Source organism: Amycolatopsis pittospori (assembly GCF_013870525.1).
GTDB lineage: Bacteria > Actinomycetota > Actinomycetes > Mycobacteriales > Pseudonocardiaceae > Amycolatopsis > Amycolatopsis pittospori.
This window is the reverse complement of the sequence record NZ_JACBXD010000029.1, coordinates 1-18,652: the sequence shown is the minus strand read 5'-3', so window position 1 is coordinate 18,652 and position 18,652 is coordinate 1. Positions and strand designations below refer to the sequence as shown.

20 protein-coding genes are annotated in these 18,652 nt (G+C 68.6%); 16 read left to right on the top strand and 4 right to left on the bottom strand.

Going from position 1 to position 18,652, the window contains the following annotated elements:
- Positions 1-216: 216 nt before the first annotated feature.
- Positions 217-1,200, top strand: a complete 984-nt coding sequence (locus tag H5J31_RS18235) for an SMI1/KNR4 family protein (RefSeq protein WP_181773793.1) — start codon at positions 217-219, stop codon at positions 1,198-1,200.
- A gap of 91 nt (positions 1,201-1,291) precedes the next feature.
- Here the strand turns inward: H5J31_RS18235 and H5J31_RS18230 are convergent, their stop codons facing one another.
- Positions 1,292-1,636 (bottom strand): oxidoreductase, encoded by a 345-nt coding sequence (locus tag H5J31_RS18230; protein WP_076168163.1) that lies wholly within the window; start codon positions 1,634-1,636, stop codon positions 1,292-1,294.
- Positions 1,637-1,818: 182 nt separating this feature from the next.
- Between H5J31_RS18230 and lpdA the strand changes: the two genes are divergently transcribed.
- From lpdA to H5J31_RS18190, 8 genes are all read left to right on the top strand, one after another.
- Positions 1,819-3,192, top strand: coding sequence for a dihydrolipoyl dehydrogenase (gene lpdA, locus H5J31_RS18225; protein WP_181773792.1), 1,374 nt, complete (start codon positions 1,819-1,821; stop codon positions 3,190-3,192).
- A 56-nt stretch (positions 3,193-3,248) separates the two neighbouring features.
- On the top strand, positions 3,249-5,027 hold the full coding sequence (gene sucB, locus H5J31_RS18220) for a 2-oxoglutarate dehydrogenase, E2 component, dihydrolipoamide succinyltransferase (protein ID WP_181773791.1): 1,779 nt from the start codon (positions 3,249-3,251) through the stop codon (positions 5,025-5,027).
- A 195-nt stretch (positions 5,028-5,222) separates the two neighbouring features.
- On the top strand, positions 5,223-6,323 hold the full coding sequence (locus tag H5J31_RS18215) for a serine hydrolase (protein ID WP_181773790.1): 1,101 nt from the start codon (positions 5,223-5,225) through the stop codon (positions 6,321-6,323).
- A 21-nt stretch (positions 6,324-6,344) separates the two neighbouring features.
- Positions 6,345-6,812, top strand: a complete 468-nt coding sequence (locus H5J31_RS18210; RefSeq protein WP_181773789.1) for an ArsR/SmtB family transcription factor — start codon at positions 6,345-6,347, stop codon at positions 6,810-6,812.
- Positions 6,813-6,849: 37 nt separating this feature from the next.
- Entirely contained in the window at positions 6,850-7,734 is an 885-nt protein-coding gene (locus H5J31_RS18205) for a TIGR01777 family oxidoreductase (protein WP_181773788.1), read from the top strand.
- On the top strand, positions 7,731-8,345 hold the full coding sequence (locus H5J31_RS18200; RefSeq protein ID WP_181773787.1) for a phosphatase PAP2 family protein: 615 nt from the start codon (positions 7,731-7,733) through the stop codon (positions 8,343-8,345). Before H5J31_RS18205 ends, H5J31_RS18200 begins: the two co-directional genes overlap by 4 nt.
- 10 nt (positions 8,346-8,355) lie before the next feature.
- Entirely contained in the window at positions 8,356-9,099 is a 744-nt protein-coding gene (lipB, locus tag H5J31_RS18195; protein ID WP_181773786.1) for a lipoyl(octanoyl) transferase LipB, read from the top strand.
- 112 nt (positions 9,100-9,211) lie between these two features.
- The gene (locus H5J31_RS18190; RefSeq protein WP_181773785.1) at positions 9,212-9,550 is read left to right on the top strand and encodes a hypothetical protein; all 339 of its coding nucleotides are present in this window, start codon (positions 9,212-9,214) and stop codon (positions 9,548-9,550) included.
- A gap of 75 nt (positions 9,551-9,625) precedes the next feature.
- On the opposite strand, the gene H5J31_RS18185 is transcribed toward H5J31_RS18190, so the two are convergent.
- The 3 genes from H5J31_RS18185 to H5J31_RS18175 form a co-directional block, all read right to left on the bottom strand.
- Positions 9,626-10,144, bottom strand: a complete 519-nt coding sequence (locus H5J31_RS18185) for a fascin domain-containing protein (RefSeq protein ID WP_181773784.1) — start codon at positions 10,142-10,144, stop codon at positions 9,626-9,628.
- A gap of 102 nt (positions 10,145-10,246) precedes the next feature.
- Complete coding sequence (locus H5J31_RS18180) at positions 10,247-11,182, bottom strand: LLM class F420-dependent oxidoreductase (RefSeq protein ID WP_181773783.1); 936 nt, start codon at positions 11,180-11,182, stop codon at positions 10,247-10,249.
- 24 nt (positions 11,183-11,206) lie between these two features.
- Positions 11,207-11,824: a TetR/AcrR family transcriptional regulator gene (locus tag H5J31_RS18175; protein ID WP_181773782.1), complete on the bottom strand. Its 618-nt coding sequence runs from the start codon at positions 11,822-11,824 to the stop codon at positions 11,207-11,209.
- A gap of 132 nt (positions 11,825-11,956) precedes the next feature.
- Between H5J31_RS18175 and H5J31_RS18170 the strand changes: the two genes are divergently transcribed.
- The 7 genes from H5J31_RS18170 (at position 11,957) to H5J31_RS18140 (ending at position 18,178) form a co-directional block, all read left to right on the top strand.
- Complete coding sequence (locus H5J31_RS18170; protein WP_181773781.1) at positions 11,957-12,487, top strand: hypothetical protein; 531 nt, start codon at positions 11,957-11,959, stop codon at positions 12,485-12,487.
- Positions 12,488-12,530: 43 nt separating this feature from the next.
- Positions 12,531-13,487: an oxidoreductase gene (locus H5J31_RS18165; protein WP_181773780.1), complete on the top strand. Its 957-nt coding sequence runs from the start codon at positions 12,531-12,533 to the stop codon at positions 13,485-13,487.
- Between the two features lie 37 nt (positions 13,488-13,524).
- Complete coding sequence (gene lipA, locus H5J31_RS18160) at positions 13,525-14,526, top strand: lipoyl synthase (protein WP_181773779.1); 1,002 nt, start codon at positions 13,525-13,527, stop codon at positions 14,524-14,526.
- Between the two features lie 61 nt (positions 14,527-14,587).
- Positions 14,588-15,250, top strand: a complete 663-nt coding sequence (locus H5J31_RS18155; RefSeq protein WP_181773778.1) for a DedA family protein — start codon at positions 14,588-14,590, stop codon at positions 15,248-15,250.
- Between the two features lie 9 nt (positions 15,251-15,259).
- Positions 15,260-16,126, top strand: coding sequence for a patatin-like phospholipase family protein (locus H5J31_RS18150; RefSeq protein WP_181773777.1), 867 nt, complete (start codon positions 15,260-15,262; stop codon positions 16,124-16,126).
- Between the two features lie 92 nt (positions 16,127-16,218).
- Positions 16,219-17,424: a L,D-transpeptidase gene (locus H5J31_RS18145; protein WP_181773776.1), complete on the top strand. Its 1,206-nt coding sequence runs from the start codon at positions 16,219-16,221 to the stop codon at positions 17,422-17,424.
- Positions 17,425-17,431: 7 nt separating this feature from the next.
- Positions 17,432-18,178: an SIR2 family NAD-dependent protein deacylase gene (locus H5J31_RS18140; RefSeq protein ID WP_181773851.1), complete on the top strand. Its 747-nt coding sequence runs from the start codon at positions 17,432-17,434 to the stop codon at positions 18,176-18,178.
- The last annotated feature ends 474 nt before the right edge of the window (positions 18,179-18,652 follow it).

Here is an 18,652-nt window from a genome sequence, read left to right as displayed (position 1 = left end):
ACGGGGATGGCTCGAGGTCGGCGAGGTCTTGGCTGTGAAAGCTCGTAGAGGATCCGACTCACGGCGTTCTGCGTCTTGGCCACGCCGGCGATGTTCTCGGGCTGATCGAGGGGCCGGACCCCCTTGGGTCGAATTCGATCACCCGCTCTGAGGCGACGGCCGGCGTGAGTGGATCGGCGTCGCACCGAGGTCATTCCTTGTGGCAAGGTCGTTTCCGTGGACAGGGACGCGTATCTGGAAGGCGCGATCAGGGATGTGCTGAGCGGTGACGAGGCGACGCTCGACGACCGGATCGGGCACGCCGCGTTGCTGTTCGCGGCGTCCGGGGCGATGGCGGAAGCCGACAGGCTGATCACGCATTGGCACGCGCTCACCGAACGTCCCGTGACAGCGCTCGTCCCCGGCGCCGTGCAGGCGCGCGCGTGGGCGATGCTCTTCGAAGCGAACGGCGGGCGGCCGGAGTGGGCCGCGGCGCTGACGCCGCTCGACCTCGACGCCGAGGAACGCGCCCACGAAACGCACCTCGCCCGGCGCGTGTCCGATCTCGACGGTCTCTTCAGCGGCTCCCCGATCGGCGAGGCGGTGTCGCATCTCGGGCCGTCCCGGCCGGACCGGTTGCGCGAGGCCGTCGCGCGAGGCGACGTCGACGTCTGGGCGGAGATCGCCTCGCAACAGGCTCGCCCGGACGTCGCCGTGCTCGCCGCGTCGCGGCCGCTCGCGCCGCGTCTGGCCGCGGGAGCGGACCCGCTCGGACTCGGCGACTGGACCAGGGTGTGCGCCGGGGCGCTCGTCGCGGGCTTGTACGAGCGCTACCCGCCGGACACCGGGACGTGGCGCGAGATGGTCGCGGGCATCCTCCGGCTACGCGGCGGCGGGACCGCGCCCCCGGCGGCGTCCGCCCGCAACGTCGACGCGGCGGAGGTACGGCTCGGGCTCCGGCTGCCGGCCGATTACCGGGAGTTCCTGCTGACCTGTGACGGACTGCCCGCCGACGTCGTCTTCCCGCGTCTGCTCGGCACGGCGGAACTGCGCGCGGAAGGCGGGGTGGTCGTGATCGCCGACCCCGCCGTGGTGCTTCTCACGGCTGTCGGCGACGGATGGCGAACGGTCGAGATCGACCCGGCGCTGGGCACGACGGTCCACCCGGCGTTCCGCGCGCTGCTGGAACGGCATCTGCTCCTGCTGGCCCAGTCCGCGTAGGACAGGCGTCGGTCCGTGAAGGCCTCCTTCACTACCTTGAGGGTAGGGAAGGAGGCCTTCACGGACCGGACCTGTGACCAGCCGAAACCCGTCAGGCTTCGCCGCGTTTCTTCCGCTCGGTGTACTCCCGCATCCGCTTCGGATAGCCGACCCGCGCCACCTCGTACACGGGGATCGACCGTTTGCGACCGAACTGCTGCGCGGCGTCCAGGCTGTCGATCCGGCGCCGCGTCCACTCGCCGTCGTGCGCGATGAGGACGACTGTGGTCTCCGTGACGTTGGTCTTCGGCTCCACATAGGCCTCGACACCCGTCCTCGACGCGGCCCACTCCTCAAGGTGCTTGAAGTCGTTTGAAGAGGCTTTCCGCAGCGTACCGGGCTTTTGCCCGCCTTTAGAGCGCCGGCGCAGCGAGTCGAACAGACCCACTCCGACCACCTCACTTCCCACTCGCGTCCGATGTCCATTATCCCGACTCGGGCGTGTGCTCACCGTCGCATACCCGGCTAGGTCGCAGGCCCGCCGCGCGTAGTGACAAGATGGCAAGTGTCCGCGCGCGCGTATACCGCGCGAAGCGGCGCCAGAGCACCACCCCTACCGCTTGCCGAGGAGTTATTGAAGTGACCGACACCTCCGCCGACCTTGTGATCCTGGGTGGCGGATCGGGCGGCTACGCCGCCGCGTTCCGCGCGGCCGAGCTGGGCCTTTCCGTCACCCTGATCGAAAAGGACAAGCTTGGCGGGACGTGCCTCCACCGAGGCTGCATCCCGACCAAGGCCCTCCTGCACGCGGCGGAGGTCGCCGACGAGACCCGCGACGCCGAGACCTTCGGCGTCAAGGCCGTGCTGGAAGGCATCGACATCGCCGGGGTCAACAAGTACAAGGACGGGATCGTCTCCCGCCTGTACAAGGGCCTGCAGGGCCTGGCCAAGGCGCACAAGGTGAACCTCGTCGAGGGCACCGGAACGTTCGTCGGCGGCACCACCGTCGAGGTCGACGGCACCCGCTACACCGGCAAGAACGTCATCCTCGCCACCGGCTCGTACTCGAAGACGCTGCCGGGCCTGGAGCTGGGCGGCCGCATCATCGCGAGCGAGCAGGCCCTTTCGCTGGACTACATCCCGAAGAAGGCCATCGTTCTCGGCGGTGGTGTCATCGGTGTCGAATTCGCGTCCGTCTGGGCGTCCTTCGGCGTCGACGTCACCATCGTGGAGGCGCTGCCCCGCCTGGTCCCGAACGAGGACGAGTACGCGTCCAAGCAGCTCGAGCGCGCTTTCCGCCGCCGCAAGATCGCCTTCAAGACCGGCGTGCGGTTCACCGGTGCGAAGCAGGACGACGACGGCGTCAGCGTGTCGCTGGAGTCGGGCGAAACCCTCGAGGCCGACGTGCTGCTGGTCGCCGTGGGCCGCGGCCCGAACTCGGCCGGGCACGGCTACGAGGAGGCCGGGGTCAAGATGGAGCGCGGCTTCGTCCTCACCGACGACCGCCTGCGCACCAACCTGCCGAACGTCTTCGCCGTCGGCGACATCGTCCCGGGTCTGCAGCTCGCGCACCGCGGGTTCCAGCAGGGCATCTTCGTCGCCGAAGAGATCGCCGGCCAGGAGCCTCGCGTGATCGACGAGAGCGGCATCCCGCGCGTCACCTACTCGCACCCCGAGGTCGCTTCGGTCGGCCTCACCGAATCGCAGGCGAAGGAGAAGTACGGCTCCGACGTCACCACCTTCACCTACGACCTCGGCGGCAACGGCAAGAGCCAGATCCTCAAGACCTCCGGTGGGGTCAAGCTGATCAAGGCTCCGGAAGGGCCGGTCGTGGGCGTGCACATGGTGGGCGACCGCGTCGGCGAGCTGATCGGCGAAGCGCAGCTGATCTACAGCTGGGAGGCGTTCCCCGAGGACGTCGCCCCGCTCATCCACGCGCACCCCACCCAGACCGAGGCCCTCGGTGAAGCGTTCCTCGCCCTGGCGGGCAAGCCGCTGCACGTCCACAGCTGACGTCTCACCGTCGAAGAAACAGACCAAGCAAGACATATCAAGGGAGTCAGCGAACGATGGCCTACTCCGTCACGTTGCCGGAGCTCGGTGAGAGCGTCACCGAGGGCACCGTCACCCGGTGGTTGAAGCAGGAGGGCGACACCGTCGAGGTCGACGAGCCGTTGCTCGAGATCTCCACGGACAAGGTCGACACCGAGGTCCCGTCCCCGGTCGCCGGCAAGGTCGTGAAGATCAGCGCGCAGGAAGACGAGACCGTCGAGGTCGGTGGCGAGCTCGCGGTGATCGACGACGGGACCGGCGGTGTGCCGGAGTCCTCCGGGTCCTCCGAGTCCTCGGCGTCTTCGGAACCGGCCGCCGAAGAAGCGCAGCCGGAACCCGAGCCGGAGCCCGCGCAGGAGCAGGCCTCCGCGCCGTCCCAGCCGGACACCGCACCGGCTTCGGGCGGCGAAGGTACCGAGGTGAAGCTGCCCGAGCTGGGCGAGAGCGTCACCGAGGGCACCGTCACCCGGTGGCTCAAGCAGGTCGGCGACAGCATCGAGGTCGACGAGCCGCTGCTGGAGATCTCCACGGACAAGGTCGACACCGAGGTCCCGTCCCCGGTCGCCGGCACCGTGCTGGAGATCCGCGCCGGTGAGGACGAGACCGTCGAGGTCGGCGGTGTCCTCGCGGTGATCGGCGCGGCCGGTTCCGCCCCGGCCCCGAAGGCCGAGGAGAAGAAGCCCGAGCCCAAGCCGGAACCCAAGCCCGAGCCCAAGCCGGAACCGAAGCCCGAGCCCAAGGCCGAGGCCGCCCCCGCGCCGAAGCCGGCCGAGCAGCCGAAGCCCGCCGCTCAGCCCGCCCCGGCGGCGAGCAGCGACAACGGTTCGGACAACGCGCCGTACGTGACGCCGCTGGTCCGCAAGCTCGCTTCGGAGCACGGCATCGACCTGTCGTCGCTGACCGGCAGCGGTGTCGGTGGCCGTATCCGCAAGCAGGACGTGCTCGCGGCCGCGGAGGCCAAGCAGAAGGCCGCCCCGGCTCCCGCCGCCCAGCCCGCCGCTGCCGCCGCGCCGGCCGCGTCGTCGGCTCCGGCCGCTCCGCGCAAGGCCGCGGTTTCGCCGGAGCTCGCGGCACTGCGCGGAACCGTGCAGAAGGCCAGCCGGATCCGTCAGATCACCGCCACGAAGACCCGCGAGTCGCTGCAGGTTTCCGCGCAGCTCACGCAGGTCCACGAGGTGGACGTCACGAAGATCGCGAAGCTCCGCACGCGGGCGAAGGCGGCCTTCAAGGAGCGCGAGGGCGTCAACCTGACGTTCCTGCCGTTCTTCGCGAAGGCCACCGTCGAGGCGCTCAAGCAGCACCCGAACGTCAACGCGTCCTACAACGAGGACACGAAGGAGATCACCTACCACGGTGCGGTGCACCTGGGGATCGCGGTGGACACCGAAAAGGGTCTGCTGTCGGTGGTCATCCACGACGCGGGTGAGCTCAGCCTCGCCGGTCTCGCGCACCGCATCGCCGACCTGGCGGGCCGCGCGCGTTCGGGCCAGATCAAGCCGGACGAGCTTTCGGGCGGCACCTTCACGATCACGAACATCGGCTCCAACGGCGCCCTGTTCGACACGCCGATCATCGTGCAGCCGCAGTCCGGCATGCTCGGTACCGGCGCGGTCGTGAAGCGTCCGGTCGTGATCGCGGACGCCGACGGCAACGACACGATCGCCGTCCGGTCGATGGCGTTCCTGCCGCTGACCTACGACCACCGCCTGGTGGACGGGGCCGACGCGGGCCGCTTCGTCACGACGATCAAGCAGCGTCTGGAAGAGGGCAACTTCGAGGACGAGCTCGGTCTCTGATCCTCCGGTAGTCCGAGAAGGCCCTCGTCCCCTCCACGGGACGGGGGCCTTCTCCATTTTCCTCGCATTTAGTCCTCTGGATGCGGTACTTGCGCACGCAACTACCGCATCCAGAGGACTAAATGCGCCGGTTTGACAGCCACCCAGAACTCTAGTATTCCGGAATTACGGAAAACAAGAGGGAGGGTGTTGACCATGCTGACCAGACGCCATCTGCTGGCGGGAGCCGCGGCCGGATCGGCGGCGCTGCTGCTGCCGGGGACCGCGAGCGCGACCACGACCGGGCCGGACACGTCGACGGAACAGGGCTGGCTCGACTGGCTCGCCGCGCACCGGCGCGACGTCTCCGTCCTGATCGACGACGGCGCGGGCCGGCGGGCTTCGCGCAACGCCGATGTCCGGCGGCTACTGGCTTCGTCGGTCAAGGTCGTGCACCTCAGCGCCTACGCCGTCGCGGTCGCCGCGGGCAGGCTCGATCCGAAGGAACAGATCAGGGTCGGCGACTGGGACGCCCACCACCCGTTCGTCTCCGACGGCCGCGCGCACTTCCACGCGCTCACCTGGCTGGGCGTCCCCTGCGACGACTACGGCATCGCCAAGGACCCTGAACAGCGCGTCCCGCTGGCGAGGCTCCCCGAAGCGATGATCTTCTTCAGCGACAACGCCGCCACCGACTACCTCCGCACCCGTCTCGGCGATCCCGCCCTCCAGCGCGCGGCGGCACGAGGAGGGTGGGTGCGGCCGGACACCCGATCGCTGGGCGGCGAGGTCCTGATGCTGATGATGCCGGAGTACGCGCCGCCGCCCGGCAGTCCCGTCGCGGTCCGGCGGGCGCTGGGCGACGCGGTGGCCCGGCGGTTCGTGGCCGACCCCGACTTCCGCGCCGAAGCCTTCGCACGCTTCCCGACCATGCCGGGGACGCCGGAGGCGCAGTGGCCGTGGGTGGAGGGCCACGCCAGGGGTACGGCCTCGGAACTGTTCTCCCTCCACCACAGCCTGGCATCCGGTCGCTACCGGCCGGGCGGCGCGCTCGCCCGCGAGATCCTCGCCAGGCCGCTTTCCGGCCGCGTGCCGCCCGGCGCGAGCGAGGTGCTCATCAAGGACGGGGCCCTGCCGCGCACGCTCACCATCGGGCTTTCGGTCAGGTGGCCGGGAGGACGGTCCGGTACGGCGGCCGTCCTGCTCCACGGCGTGACGGACCGGGACACGCAGAACGAGTTGCCGCTCATCGACGCCTTGCTCGCGGCGCTGTCCGACCCGGCGAAGTTCACCGCCCTGCGGCGAGCGCTCGGCTAGCCGACGGTATAGATAACCGGTATGGACGCTGAGCTCGCCGACCGGATCGCCGCCCTCGAAGAACGGGTCGCCGCGCTCGAAGAACGGGGCCCGGCCGCCCAGCCGGCCGGCCCCGGGGGTCTGGTCGGGTATCGCGGCGAGCTCACCGATCCCGTCGAGCTGAGCTGGGCGATCAACGTCCTGCCGGGCCCGCTGCTGGCGCTGGACGACGGGCCGCGGGTCGAGGTGCTCGCGGCTCTGTCCAGTACCGCACGGGTGGCACTCGTACGGACGCTGGCCGAAAAGGGCACCCAATCCGCGCCCGCGTTGCAGGAGGCCGCCGAACTCGGCTCCCCCGGCCAGCTGTACCACCATCTCAAGGCGCTGACCGGCGCCGGGATCGTCGAGCAGGACAAGCGGGGCAGCTATCGCCTGCGGCCCGCGGCGACGATCCCGGTGCTGGTGTTGCTCACCGCGGCGTCGGACGTCGCCGGGCAACTGCGAACCTGAGCGTGCGACCGGAACGCGGATAGGACACGATCGGATCATGCGAGTTCTGATCGCGGGCGCGAGCGGACTGATCGGCACCTCCCTGACGAAGCGGCTTCGCGAGTCCGGGAACGAGGTGATCCGACTCGTGCGCAGGGAAGAACGGGCCGACGACGAACGCCGCTGGGATCCTCCGGCGGGCGAAATCACCGACGGCGCGCTCGACGGTGTCGACGCCGTGGTGAACCTCGCGGGTGCGCCCCTCCTGCCCGGACGCTGGAGCGCGGCCCGTAAACAGGTTCTGCTCGACAGCCGGGTCGAACCGACCGAAGTGCTCGCCGAAGCGGTCGCCGAACACGGGATCCCTGTGCTGGTGAACGCTTCCGCCGTCGGCTACTACGGCGATCCCGGTCCGTCCCTTGTGGACGAAGCGAGTCCGGCGGGCCGCGGTTTCCTCGCCGAACTCTGCACCGCGTGGGAAGGTGCCACCGAGGCCGCGACCACCGCCGGCGCCCGGGTCGTGCGGATCCGGACCGGGCTGGTGCTCGCGCGCAAGGGTGGACTCCTCGATGTCCTGCGTCCGCTGTTCCGGCTCGGGCTCGGCGGGAAACTCGGCGACGGCAAGCAGTACATGCCGTGGATCTCGCTCGACGACGAGGTCGGCGCGATCGTTTTCGCGCTGGAGAACGCGTCGCTGTCCGGCGCGGTGAATCTCAGCGGACCGCAGCCCGCGACGAACGCGGCGTTCACGAAGGCGCTCGGCCGCGCCGTGCACCGTCCGGCGTTCTGGCAGGTGCCCGGTTTCGCCATGAAGATCGCCCTCGGCCAGGCCGCCGAGGAGATGGCGTTGTTCGGGCAGCGCGCCATGCCCCGCGCGCTCGAAGAGGCGGGCTACGAGTTCAGGCACCCGACGCTCGAAGGCGCGCTGGCCGCCGCGACATGACCCTGCAACGCGGCTTGTACACCATCGCCGGAACCCTGCTGCTGATCGGCTTCGTGGTCCTCGGCCTGCTGGTCGACGATCAGGCGCCGCCGGTGGACGTCGCCCTCGCCGACGCGTTCCGCGGCCAGTACACGCGGCCCGCCGGGCAGGTGGCCGACCTGATCACGAACGTCCTCGGCCCGGTGCTGCCGTTCGCGCTCGGCGCCGTGCTGGTGGTGATCGCCTGGCGCCACCGGGAGCTGACCGCGCTGTGCGTCAAACTGGCCGTCGTCCTCATGCTGTGCCGCCTGACGAGCCTGATCGCCAAACCACTGTTCTACCGGGAACGTCCTCGCGAATTCCCCGACCTGAGCTACCCGAGCGGGCATGTCGTCGCCGTCGCCTGCACCGGATTCGTCGCCATCCTGCTCTGCGCGTGGACCCGTCCGCACCTGGTGCGCCTGGCGATCACGATCGCCGTCGCGGCGACGGTCGTGGGCGCGCTCTGCCGCGTCGTCCTCGGCGTCCACTGGCTGACCGACACCGCCGGATCGGTGCTGGCCGTCGGCGGTGTCGGCCTGATCGCGGCGACCGGACTGGGCCTGCTGCCCCGGCCGCGAGACCCGGCGTAGTGTCGCTGACGTGAGCTCTTCGACCACGTCATGCCGTGCCGCCACCGAGCCCGTCGACGTCCGCGAGATCGGGACGATCGACTACACCGAGGCCTGGGAACTCCAGCGCCGACACGTGACCGCCCGGGCCGACGGCGACGGCCCCGACACCATGCTGTTGCTGGAGCACCCGTCGGTGTACACCGCGGGCAAGCGCACCGAAGCCGAGGACCGTCCGACCGACGGCACCCAGGTGATCGACGTCGACCGCGGCGGGAAGATCACCTGGCACGGCCCCGGCCAGCTGGTCGGCTACCCGATCGTCAAACTCGCCGACCCGATCGACGTCGTGCACTACGTCCGGCGCCTCGAAGAGGCCCTGATCACCGTCTGCGACCAGCTCGGCGTGCACACCGGCCGGGTCGAGGGCCGCAGCGGCGTCTGGATACCGGCCGACGACCGCGGCCCCGAGCGGAAGATCGCCGCGATCGGCATCCGCGTGCAGCGCGGCGTGACCATGCACGGCTTCGAGCTGAACTGCAACGCCGACCTGGCCGCGTTCGACAAGATCGTCCCGTGCGGTATCCGGGACGCGGGCGTGACGTCGCTCTCGTACGAACTCGGCCGCGAGGTCACCGTGGCGTCGGTGCTGCCGATGGCGCGCGAGGCCGTACTCGCGGCCTTGGAGGGCGACCTCCCGGTGAACGACGAGCGCTGGCTGCCGCGTCCCGAGACACCCGCGGCCCCCGGGGTCACTTTCGCCTTGCAGAATTAGTGCTGCCGGCAGGGTTCAGTTCTCGCTGAAAGGGGCCTGCAAATCGGTTCGCGGCAGCGTTTTGGCAGCGGTTCGGCTGACAATTCGATGCACCGATCCGAAGGGGCTTCATATGGGAAACAAAACCAAAACCCTCACCGTCGCCGCACTGACTCTGGCGAGTCTCGCTTCTTCGGCGATGACCGCCACCGCGGCACCGGCGACGGTGGGCGCCGCGGCCGGCCAATACAGAGACTGCACCTGGACCGGTATCAATCGGGCCCCGGCGGCCTATGCCAAGGCCAGGTGCGATGAACTCGACGAAGGGACGCTCTGGTTCCGCGTGGTCGTCTACTGCCAGGACGGACATCTCCACGTCGGCGATTGGGCACAGCGAGGCGATACCTCCATCGCGCGGTGTCCCGCCGGTGTCGGAATGCACAACTTCGGCCCGGACATCACGATGACCTGACGCGACTCCCGCGCACACTAAGGCCTCCTTTTCCACCGCACGGTAGAAAAGGAGGCCTTCGTGCTTCGCTATGACTCAGAGACAGAAAACCACGTCGTAGCCGAACAATGACCAGTTGTCACGATTCTGATTGTCGGAGCGCAGAAGACCGTCTCCGCTGGGTTCCACCCGGGCATAGTTACCGGGCGACCCTATCAACCGGAAGGTACGCGCCCCCGGCGAGACGTCTTCCCAGCGCCACTGGCCGTTGATCTTCTTGTCCGGATATTCCGCGTACAATCTCCTTGTACTGTCCAGAATCTCGACATAGTTTCCATTGGCGTTCGACTGCAGATAGACCACGCCATTATCGTAGTGCTGCACCCAGAATTCCTCCGCGGCGCCGGTTCCCGCACTGTCCGCGTGCAGCGTCGTTCCCTTGACGCGCACGGTCAGGCCGCTGGCCATCGAAACGATCCGGATCTTGCAGTACACGGGCGCGCCCGCGATGCGCGATTCCGCCGCGCTCGCCGCGGGCGCGACCAGGCCGGCAGCCATGACCATCGAACCCAGCGCGAGAGCGAATGCACGAATCAGCCCGAATTTTTTCGCCACCGATTTCCCCTTTCGACGAAGAAATCGTAGGAGGAATTCGTGAGAGCACACAATAGCTTTCAAGCGAGCCTGAAAGCAGCAGCCCCACCGCGTATGAAGGTGTCAGTCCAGCCGAGGTGCGACCTCGGAGGCGATCAGCTCGATCTGGTCCACATCCGAGAGGTCCAGCAGCTGCAGGTAGAGCCGGGTGATCCCGGTCTTCTCCCGCCACTGCCCGATCTTCTCGACGACCTCCGCCGGCGTCCCCGCGAGGCCGTTCTCCTTCAGTTCCGTCACGTCGCGGCCGATCACCTCGGCCCGCTTCGCGATCTCGGCGTCGTCACGACCCACGGCGACGACCAGCGCGACCGAGCGGAGGATCTCCTTGGGGTCGCGGCCGATCTCGCGGGCGGCGGCGTCGACACGGCCGAACTGCTCGGCGGCGAACTCCGGCGCGGCGAAGGGCAGGTTGAACTCGTCGGCGTACCGCGCGGCGAGCGCCGGGGTCCGCTTCTTGCCGCCGCCGCCGATGATCACCGGCGGCCGGGGCCGCTGAGCCGGTTTCGGCAGGCCGGGCGAATCGACGAGCTGGTAGTGCTCGCCGTCGAAGGAGAACGTCTCCCCCTCCGGCGTCTCCCACAGCCCGGTGACCACCGCGAGCTGCTCGGCGTAGCGGTCGAAGCGCTCTTTGAGCGGCGGCAGGTCGAGGCCGTACGCGGTGTGCTCGTCGTCGTACCAGCCCGAACCGAGGCCGAGTTCGACCCGGCCGCCGGACATCTGGTCGACCTGCGCGACCGAGATCGCCAGCACCGACGGGTGCCGGAAGGTGGCGGCGGTGACGAGGGTGCCCAGCCGCACACGGCTGGTCTCACGGGCGAGACCCGCGAGGGTGATCCACGCGTCGGTCGGCCCGGGCAGGCCGGACGCCGAACCCATCTTGAGGTAGTGATCGCTGCGGAAGAAAGCGTCGTAGCCCGCGTCCTCGGTGGCCTTGGCCACCCGGAGCAGGTCGTCGTAGCTGGCCCCCTGCTGGGGCTCGGTAAAGATCCTGAGGTCCACGAAGCCACCCTATAGACGGCTTCGTCAGCTCGCTTTCCCGTGCTCGGCGGACGGAACACGGCGGAATCCGACGAGCAACCGCACCAGGACCTCCTCGACCTGGGCGCTGACCTTCTTCGGTTCGGGCGACGAAGCGATCTCGATGGCCGCGCTCGACAGCGCGCCGAACAGCAGGCGCGCGGTGACGTCGACCGGGACGTCGTCGACCTCGCCGACCTCGATGAGCGACTGGATCCCGGTGCGGACCAGGCCGAAACTGCACCGTTCCTCGGCCTCGCGCCAGCGCTCCCAGCCCATCACCACCGGGGCCTCGTGGATCGCGATGCGCTGGTACGCCGGGTCGAGGCAGCTCTGCAGGAAGCCGCGCAGACCCGCCAGCGCCCGCTCCCACGGCGAGTCCGGACCGTTCATGATCTTTTCGAGCCGGTCGAAGACCTGGCTCTCCACCGTGTCGAAGGCAGCCTCGAACAACGCCTGCTTCCCACTGAAGTGGTGATAGAGCGCGCCCTTCGTCACCCTGGCCCGTTTGGCGATCTCGTCGAGAGAAGTGCCCGCGTAACCGCGTTTGGTGAACAGCTCCACGGCACTCTCGACGAGTGCCGACCGAGTGGACTCGGAATAGTCCAGCCGCCTTGACCTCATTGTCGCCACCTTCACAACTTTACGCCGTCGGCCCCGCTCCATACTCATGGTATGTTGGCTGCTGTCAGGTCCGTACCGGGAGTATGCCGCAAACCTGCGGTATGTACCGGGTCACGGAGGGGAGCCAACATCATGAGCTGGAACGACTTCTACCAGCGGCGAGACATCCTCGAAGCCGCACTGCGACAGGCGGGTCACCACCCGTCCGACCCGCTTTCACTCGAAGAGATCCCGGGGGCCACCAAGTACTTCGCGACCGAAGACGAACTTCTGGTCGCGCTGCAGTACAAGTGGAATCAGGTGTTCGGCGGACACCTTCGCGCCGAAATGGCGGACCCCGACTACGCCGATCAGGACCTCGCGCTCGACCGCGTCGACGCGGTCACCCGTGCCTGGAATCGCGCCACGACCGAGCATGAGACCCTTCGCGCGGTTCTCGACGCCGCCCTCGACCGATGCCCGGCGCTGGCGCCGTCGCACGAAGCAGAACTGCGCACCCTCGCGCTCACGGCGGGACTGGCCGACGGCAACGAGCCCACCGCCGAGATCACCAAGGTCGGCGCCGCGTTCGCCACCCTGCTCCGGCACGGCCGCCAGGCCAAGCCCGCCCGCCGCCGCAGCCCGATGGGACACCTGCTCAGGTTGCTCGCGCCGAGCGCGTGATCCGGCGTGGCGGCACGGCTGACGATGTAGTTAGGTGACCGACATGGCTGCTCACACGCGCTGGACCGAGGCCGACATCCCTGATCAGACCGGCCGGACCGCGTTCGTCACGGGGGCGAACTCGGGACTGGGACTGCGGACCGCCGAGGTGCTCGCGAGCAAGGGGGCTCGCGTGCTGCTCGGCTGCCGGTCGCCGGAACGCGGCGCCAAGGCGCTGGAGCAGGTCCGCGCGGCCGCGACCGGACCCGCACCGGAACTGGTCCGGCTCGATCTCGCCGACCTCGACTCGGTGCGCGAAGCCGTCAAGAAGGTCCAGGAACTGACCGAGGACAAGCTCGACCTCCTGGTCAACAACGCCGGTGTGATGGCGACCCCGCGTGGCCACACCAAAGACGGCTTCGAGACCCAGTTCGGCACGAACCACCTCGGGCACGCGGTGCTGACCTGGCTGCTGGTGCCGTCGCTGCGCAACGGCACGGGCGCCAGGGTCGTGACCTTGTCGAGCGTCGCGGCGACAGGTGCGCGCATCGACGTCGCGGATCCGAACTTCGAACGCCGCGCGTACAACCCCGCGGCGGCCTACGGCCAGTCGAAACTCTCCAATCAGGTGTTCGCGCTCGAACTCGACCGCAGGCTGCGTGCCGCGGGCGAGGACATCATCAGCGTGGCCGCCCACCCCGGCTACACCTGGACCGGTCTCGGATCGGGTATGGCCCGCTCCTACCGCAACCCGGTGGTGCGCGCGCTCGTCGGCGCGGGCAACCGGATCGGCGAGATCTTCATCGCGCAGAACGCCCGGCAGGGCACGCTCCCGCAGTTGTTCGCGGCGACCTCCCCCGAGGTCGAAGGCGGCGACTACATCGGACCTCGCGGCCTCGGCGGCCTGCGCGGTACGCCGGTCAAGGTGCGGCCGCTGCCCGCCGCGAAGAGCGAATCGCTGGGCGCCGCACTGTGGGACGTGACCACCAAGTTGACGGGCGTCACCCCCGATCCCGCGTGAGCGACGACCACTACTACGGCGGGCGTAGGGTGGCGGTGTGAGTGCTGCCCCAGATGGCCGCAAGCTGTTGCGGCTCGAGGTCCGGAATTCCCAAACCCCCATCGAAAAGAAGCCTTCGTGGATCAAAACGCGAGCGCGGATGGGCCCGGAGTTCACCGAGCTGAAAGGTCTGGTGCGCCGCGAAGGCCTCCACACCGTCTGTGAAGAAGCGGGCTGTCCCAACATCTACGAATGCTGGGAAGACCGCGAGGCGACGTTCCTGATCGGTGGCGACCAGTGCACCCGGCGCTGTGACTTCTGCCAGATCGACACGGGCAAGCCGGCCGAACTGGACCGCACCGAACCGCGCAAGGTCGCCGAAAGCGTCCAGGCCATGGGCCTGCGCTACTCGACGGTGACCGGCGTCGCCCGCGACGACCTGGAAGACGGCGGCGCGTGGCTGTACGCCGAGACCGTGCGCCAGATCCACGCGCTGAACCCCGGCACGGGCGTCGAACTGCTGATCCCGGACTTCAACGCCGACCCCGACCAGCTGGCCGAGGTGTTCGGTTCGCGGCCGGAGGTGCTCGCGCACAACGTCGAGACGGTGCCGCGGATCTTCAAGCGGATCCGGCCCGGCTTCCGCTACGCGCGTTCGCTCGAAGTGATCACGCGTGCCCGCGAGGCCGGCCTCGTGACGAAGTCGAACCTGATCCTCGGCATGGGCGAAACCCCCGACGAGGTCGCCCCGGCAATGAAGGACCTGGTCGACGCGGGCTGCGAGATCCTCACGATCACCCAGTACCTGCGTCCCTCGCCCCGGCACCATCCGGTCGACCGCTGGGTCAAGCCCGAGGAGTTCGTCGAGCACTCCAACGCCGCCGAGGCCATGGGCTTCGCCGGTGTCATGGCGGGGCCGCTGGTCCGGTCCTCGTACCGCGCCGGGCGCCTCTTCGCGCAGACGAAGGCGCGCCGCGGCGAAGCGCTGTCGGAGAACCTGGCCCACCTCGCCGCCGAAGGGACCGCCGCCCAGGAAGCCAGCTCGCTGCTGGCCCGGTGACTCCGGTCACCCTCTTTCGAAGGTCGCCACCCACCAGGTCACGAATCAGTAATGTGACCTGGTGGCGTTGGTAACGGATCTTCTGAACTGGCTGCAGGGACTCCCCGAACCGGGACTGGTCGCGGCGACCGGTGGACTGGTGTTCGCCGAATGCACCATCGGGCTCGGCTTCATCGCGCCCGGCGAGTCGGGGCTGCTGGTGGCGGCCACGACGGCGACGTCGGTCTCGCGGTTCCTGACCCTGTGGGCGGTCGTGACGGTCTGCGCCGCACTCGGCGACTCGCTCGGGTACGCGATCGGCAAACGCTTCGGACCGCGTCTGCGCGAAACCAAACTGATTCGCAAATACGGCCTCGACGCCTGGGACAAGGCGACAGGCGTACTCGAACGGCGTGGCGCGTGGGCGGTGTTCTTCGCACGGTTCCTGCCGGTGATCCGCACGTTGACCCCGGCGGCGTCCGGGACTTCGGGTCTCCCGTTCCGCAAGTTCCTGCCGGCCGCCGCGGCCGGTGCGGCCTGCTGGTCGGCCATCCACATCGGTATCGGCGCCGCCCTCGGTGAAGCCGCGAAGAAGGTCGAAGGCGCGCTGAACACCGGCGGACTGGTCATCGTCGGCGTGCTCGTCGGCGTCGCCGTGTTCTTCCTGCTGCGCTACAAAAAGAAGAAGGCGCTCGGCGTCACAGCCGAGGAAGCCACCCCGGCGAAGGTCGGCGCGGAGGACTAGATTCCGGGCATGAGCGCCCTGAACCTGCCCCAGCCGATCGGTTTCGTCCTCGGCGGCGGGGGCAGCCTCGGCGCCATGCAGGTCGGGATGCTCCAGGCACTCTCGGAAGCCGGCATCGCGCCCGACCTCGTCGTCGGCACTTCGGTGGGTTCACTGAACGCCGCCGTCCTCGCCCTCGGGGACGAGTCGGGTGACCGGCTGAACCGGATCTGGTCGCGGATGACGCGTCACGAGGCGTTCCCCGGCGGCGTGCTCAGCCAGGTGCGAACCCTGCGGCACAGCAAGACCAACCTGTTCCCCAACACCGGTCTCGCCGCGATCGTCGACGAGCACATCGGCGAAGGCGTCCGGTTCGAGGATCTCGCGCTGCCGCTGGGCGTCGTCGCGACGGACGTCGACACCGCCGAGCCCCTGCTGATCCGCTCAGGCCCCGTCCTGGCGCCGTTGCTGGCCAGTTGCGCGATCCCGGGGATCTATCCGCCGGTGGCTTTCGAGGAGCGCATGCTCTACGACGGCGGCCTGGTCGCCAACGTGCCGATGCGCCAAGCGCTCGCGATGGGCGCGAAATCGCTCGTCGTCCTCGACTGCGCGTTCCCCGGCAAAATGCCCGGCACCCCGCAGACCTTCGCCGAGGTGATGATGTTCACCGCGATGATCAGCATGCGGAACCAGGCCGTCCTGGAAGCGCCGATCGCCGCGGCGGAGGTACCCGTCGTCTACGTGCCGGGGCCGAAGCCGGTGCGGGTCAGCCCGCTGGACTTCAGCCACACCACCACGCTGACGAGCGAAGCCTACGAAGCCGCGAAGACCTATTTGGGTGAATTGAACGTCGATGGCCCTGGTCTTTATGGTGCGCCGGGTCTCGTTGTGGCGTGACAGGCAACCATCCACCATCGATCACGTCTTCTTCGTCGCGTACTTTTGAAAGAGAACTTTCCGCTGATCGAGCGACGTAAAAAGAGACTTACATGTTCCCCAAGAAGACATTACTTTCGACGGCCGGAATACTCGCCGCGGTACTGCTGATCTCGGCCTGCTCATCCTCGGGCGACTCAGGAAGCGGCAATACGAATTCGACCGGCACCAGTGCCGAATCGGACGAAAGCCCGGTTTCGGTGTCCATCGATCCCGCAGGCGGCAAGGACGTCAATCCGGCGACCCCGGTCGTCGTGAAGGCCGAGCACGGCAAACTGACCGATGTCACCGTCACCAACGCCGACAAGGGCAATCCGGTGAAGGGCGAACTCGCCGGCGACGGGCTCAGCTGGAAGACAGTGGAGCCGCTCGGCTACGGCAGCACTTACAAGATCGTGGCGCACGCCCAGGGCACCGACGGGAAACCGGTCGAGCAGCAGACCCGGATCTCCACGCTGAGCCCACGTCAGCAGGCGAACCCGAACCTCATCCCGGCACCGGCCGCGGTCACCTCCGGCGGGGTCGGTGTCGGCCAGCCCATCGTGTTCAGCTTCGGCCAGCCGGTGAAGAACAAGGCCGACGTCGAGAAGAAGCTGTCGGTGGAGTCGACGCCGAAACAAGAGGGCTCCTGGTACTGGATCGACGACAAGAACGTCCACTACCGGCCCAAGGTCTACTGGCAGCCCGGGACGACACTGAAGGTTTCGGCGATGATCTACGGCGTCGATTTCGGCAATGGCGTCTACGGAGCGACCGACCGCACCGAAACGTACAAAGTGCACGATTCCTGGGTCGCGAAGGCCGACGGCAACACCGAGCAGATGCAGATCTTCCACAACGGCCAGCTGGCGAAATCGATGCCCATTTCCATGGGCAAGGACGCCACGCCGACCCATTTGGGCGCGCACGTCATTTCGGACAAACACGAGAACTACACGATGGACTCGTGCACCTACGGCGTCTGCCAAGGCCAGCCCGGCTACTACAAGTCGAACGAGAAGTGGTCGCTGCGGATCTCCAACGACGGCGAGTTCGTCCACGAGAACCCGAACAGCGTCGGCGCGCAGGGCAGCTCCAACGTGTCTCACGGCTGCATCAACCTGAACGCCGCCAACGCCCAGTGGTTCTACCAGAACATGGGGCTCGGAGACGTCGTCGAGGTGACCAACTCCGGTGGCCCGCAGCTGCCGGTCTGGGACCTCTACGGCGACTGGTCGAAGTCGTGGGCGGACTGGCAGGCGGGCAGCGCCGTCAAATAGGGGCATGATGGGCCGGGTGACCACCACCCTGAGTACGGCCCGTTCGCTCGTGGCCGGCGCCGGCCGGGTCGTCGCACTGACCGGCGCCGGGGTCTCCACGGACTCCGGGATCCCTGACTTCCGCGGCCCGCAGGGCCTGTGGACCCGCGATCCGGCCGCGGAGAAGATGTCGAACCTCCAGGCGTATCAAGGCAGTCGCGAGGTTCGAGAGCGGACTTGGCAGGCGCGGCTGGTCCACCCGGGCTGGTACGCCGAGCCGAACGCCGCGCACTACGCGCTCGTACGCCTGTCGCCGACGCATATCGTCACGCAGAACATCGACCGGCTGCACCAGAAGGCGGGTTCTCCGCCGGAACGGGTGCTGGAACTGCACGGGACGATGTTCGAGTCCGTCTGCCTGTCCTGTGACGACCACCGGGACATGAGCTCGACCCTGGAGCGGGTCCGAGCCGGCGAGACGGATCCGCCCTGTCTGGTGTGCGGTGGCATTCTGAAGTCCGCCACGATCTCCTTCGGGCAGCAACTGGACCGAGACCTGCTACTCGCCGCTCGCGCCGCTGTCGAAGCGAGCGATCTCCTGCTGGTGGCGGGTTCGTCCCTGGGCGTCCAGCCGGCCGCGGGCCTGGTGAGCGCCGCTTCGCGCGCCGGCGCCGCCGTGGTGATCTGCAACGGCTCCGAAACGCCCTACGACTCCCTGGCCACCGCTGTGGTCCGAGGCCCCCTGGGCGAGACCCTCCCCGCCCTCGCCCCCTGACCTCCCCGCACCCCTTCCTCCGCCGGCCGCAGTTAGTCGACTACTTGCGCCGGCTCCCGGGGTCGCGCGGCTCACTGCGCTCCGACCCGCTCCGACCCGCTCCGCTGGGTCTTCGCTGGCCGGGGTCTTCGCTGGCCGGGGTCTTCGCTGGCCGGGGTCGTGAGTGTTTTGGGTCGTTAGAGCGACCCTTTTCACTCACGAGCTCTGTGTGGTGGCGGGTTGGTCGTGAGTGGCGTTTCGGGTTAGAACCCGAAACGCCACTCACGACCTCCTGCGTCGCTGAGCCCCGCATGGGAGTGCCAGGGGTGTGGTGGGCGGTGACTTGTGTGTGTAGGCGTGTATGTCGCGTGCTCAGGGGCGTGTCTCGCGTGATCGGGTGGACGGCGGGCGTGTTTGGGTGGACGGCAGGCGTGTTTGGGTGGACGGCATTGTGTCGTCCGTGTGATCACGGGTGTGTGCCGTTCAAGCACGGGT

Excerpts from the sequence above, each read along its gene's own strand:
- H5J31_RS18205 (WP_181773788.1), top strand. The coding sequence starts at position 6,850 with ATGCGAGTTCTGATCGCGGGCGCGAGCGGACTGATCGGCACCTCCCTG.
- H5J31_RS18140 (WP_181773851.1), top strand. The coding sequence starts at position 17,432 with ATGGGCCGGGTGACCACCACCCTGAGTACGGCCCGTTCGCTCGTGGCC.
- H5J31_RS18170 (WP_181773781.1), top strand. The coding sequence starts at position 11,957 with ATGAGCTGGAACGACTTCTACCAGCGGCGAGACATCCTCGAAGCCGCA.
- sucB (WP_181773791.1), top strand. The coding sequence starts at position 3,249 with ATGGCCTACTCCGTCACGTTGCCGGAGCTCGGTGAGAGCGTCACCGAG.
- H5J31_RS18200 (WP_181773787.1), top strand. The coding sequence starts at position 7,731 with ATGACCCTGCAACGCGGCTTGTACACCATCGCCGGAACCCTGCTGCTG.
- H5J31_RS18145 (WP_181773776.1), top strand. The coding sequence starts at position 16,219 with ATGTTCCCCAAGAAGACATTACTTTCGACGGCCGGAATACTCGCCGCG.
- H5J31_RS18175 (WP_181773782.1), bottom strand. The coding sequence starts at position 11,824 with ATGAGGTCAAGGCGGCTGGACTATTCCGAGTCCACTCGGTCGGCACTC.
- H5J31_RS18165 (WP_181773780.1), top strand. The coding sequence starts at position 12,531 with ATGGCTGCTCACACGCGCTGGACCGAGGCCGACATCCCTGATCAGACC.
- H5J31_RS18150 (WP_181773777.1), top strand. The coding sequence starts at position 15,260 with ATGAGCGCCCTGAACCTGCCCCAGCCGATCGGTTTCGTCCTCGGCGGC.
- H5J31_RS18215 (WP_181773790.1), top strand. The coding sequence starts at position 5,223 with ATGCTGACCAGACGCCATCTGCTGGCGGGAGCCGCGGCCGGATCGGCG.
- H5J31_RS18210 (WP_181773789.1), top strand. The coding sequence starts at position 6,345 with ATGGACGCTGAGCTCGCCGACCGGATCGCCGCCCTCGAAGAACGGGTC.
- H5J31_RS18190 (WP_181773785.1), top strand. The coding sequence starts at position 9,212 with ATGGGAAACAAAACCAAAACCCTCACCGTCGCCGCACTGACTCTGGCG.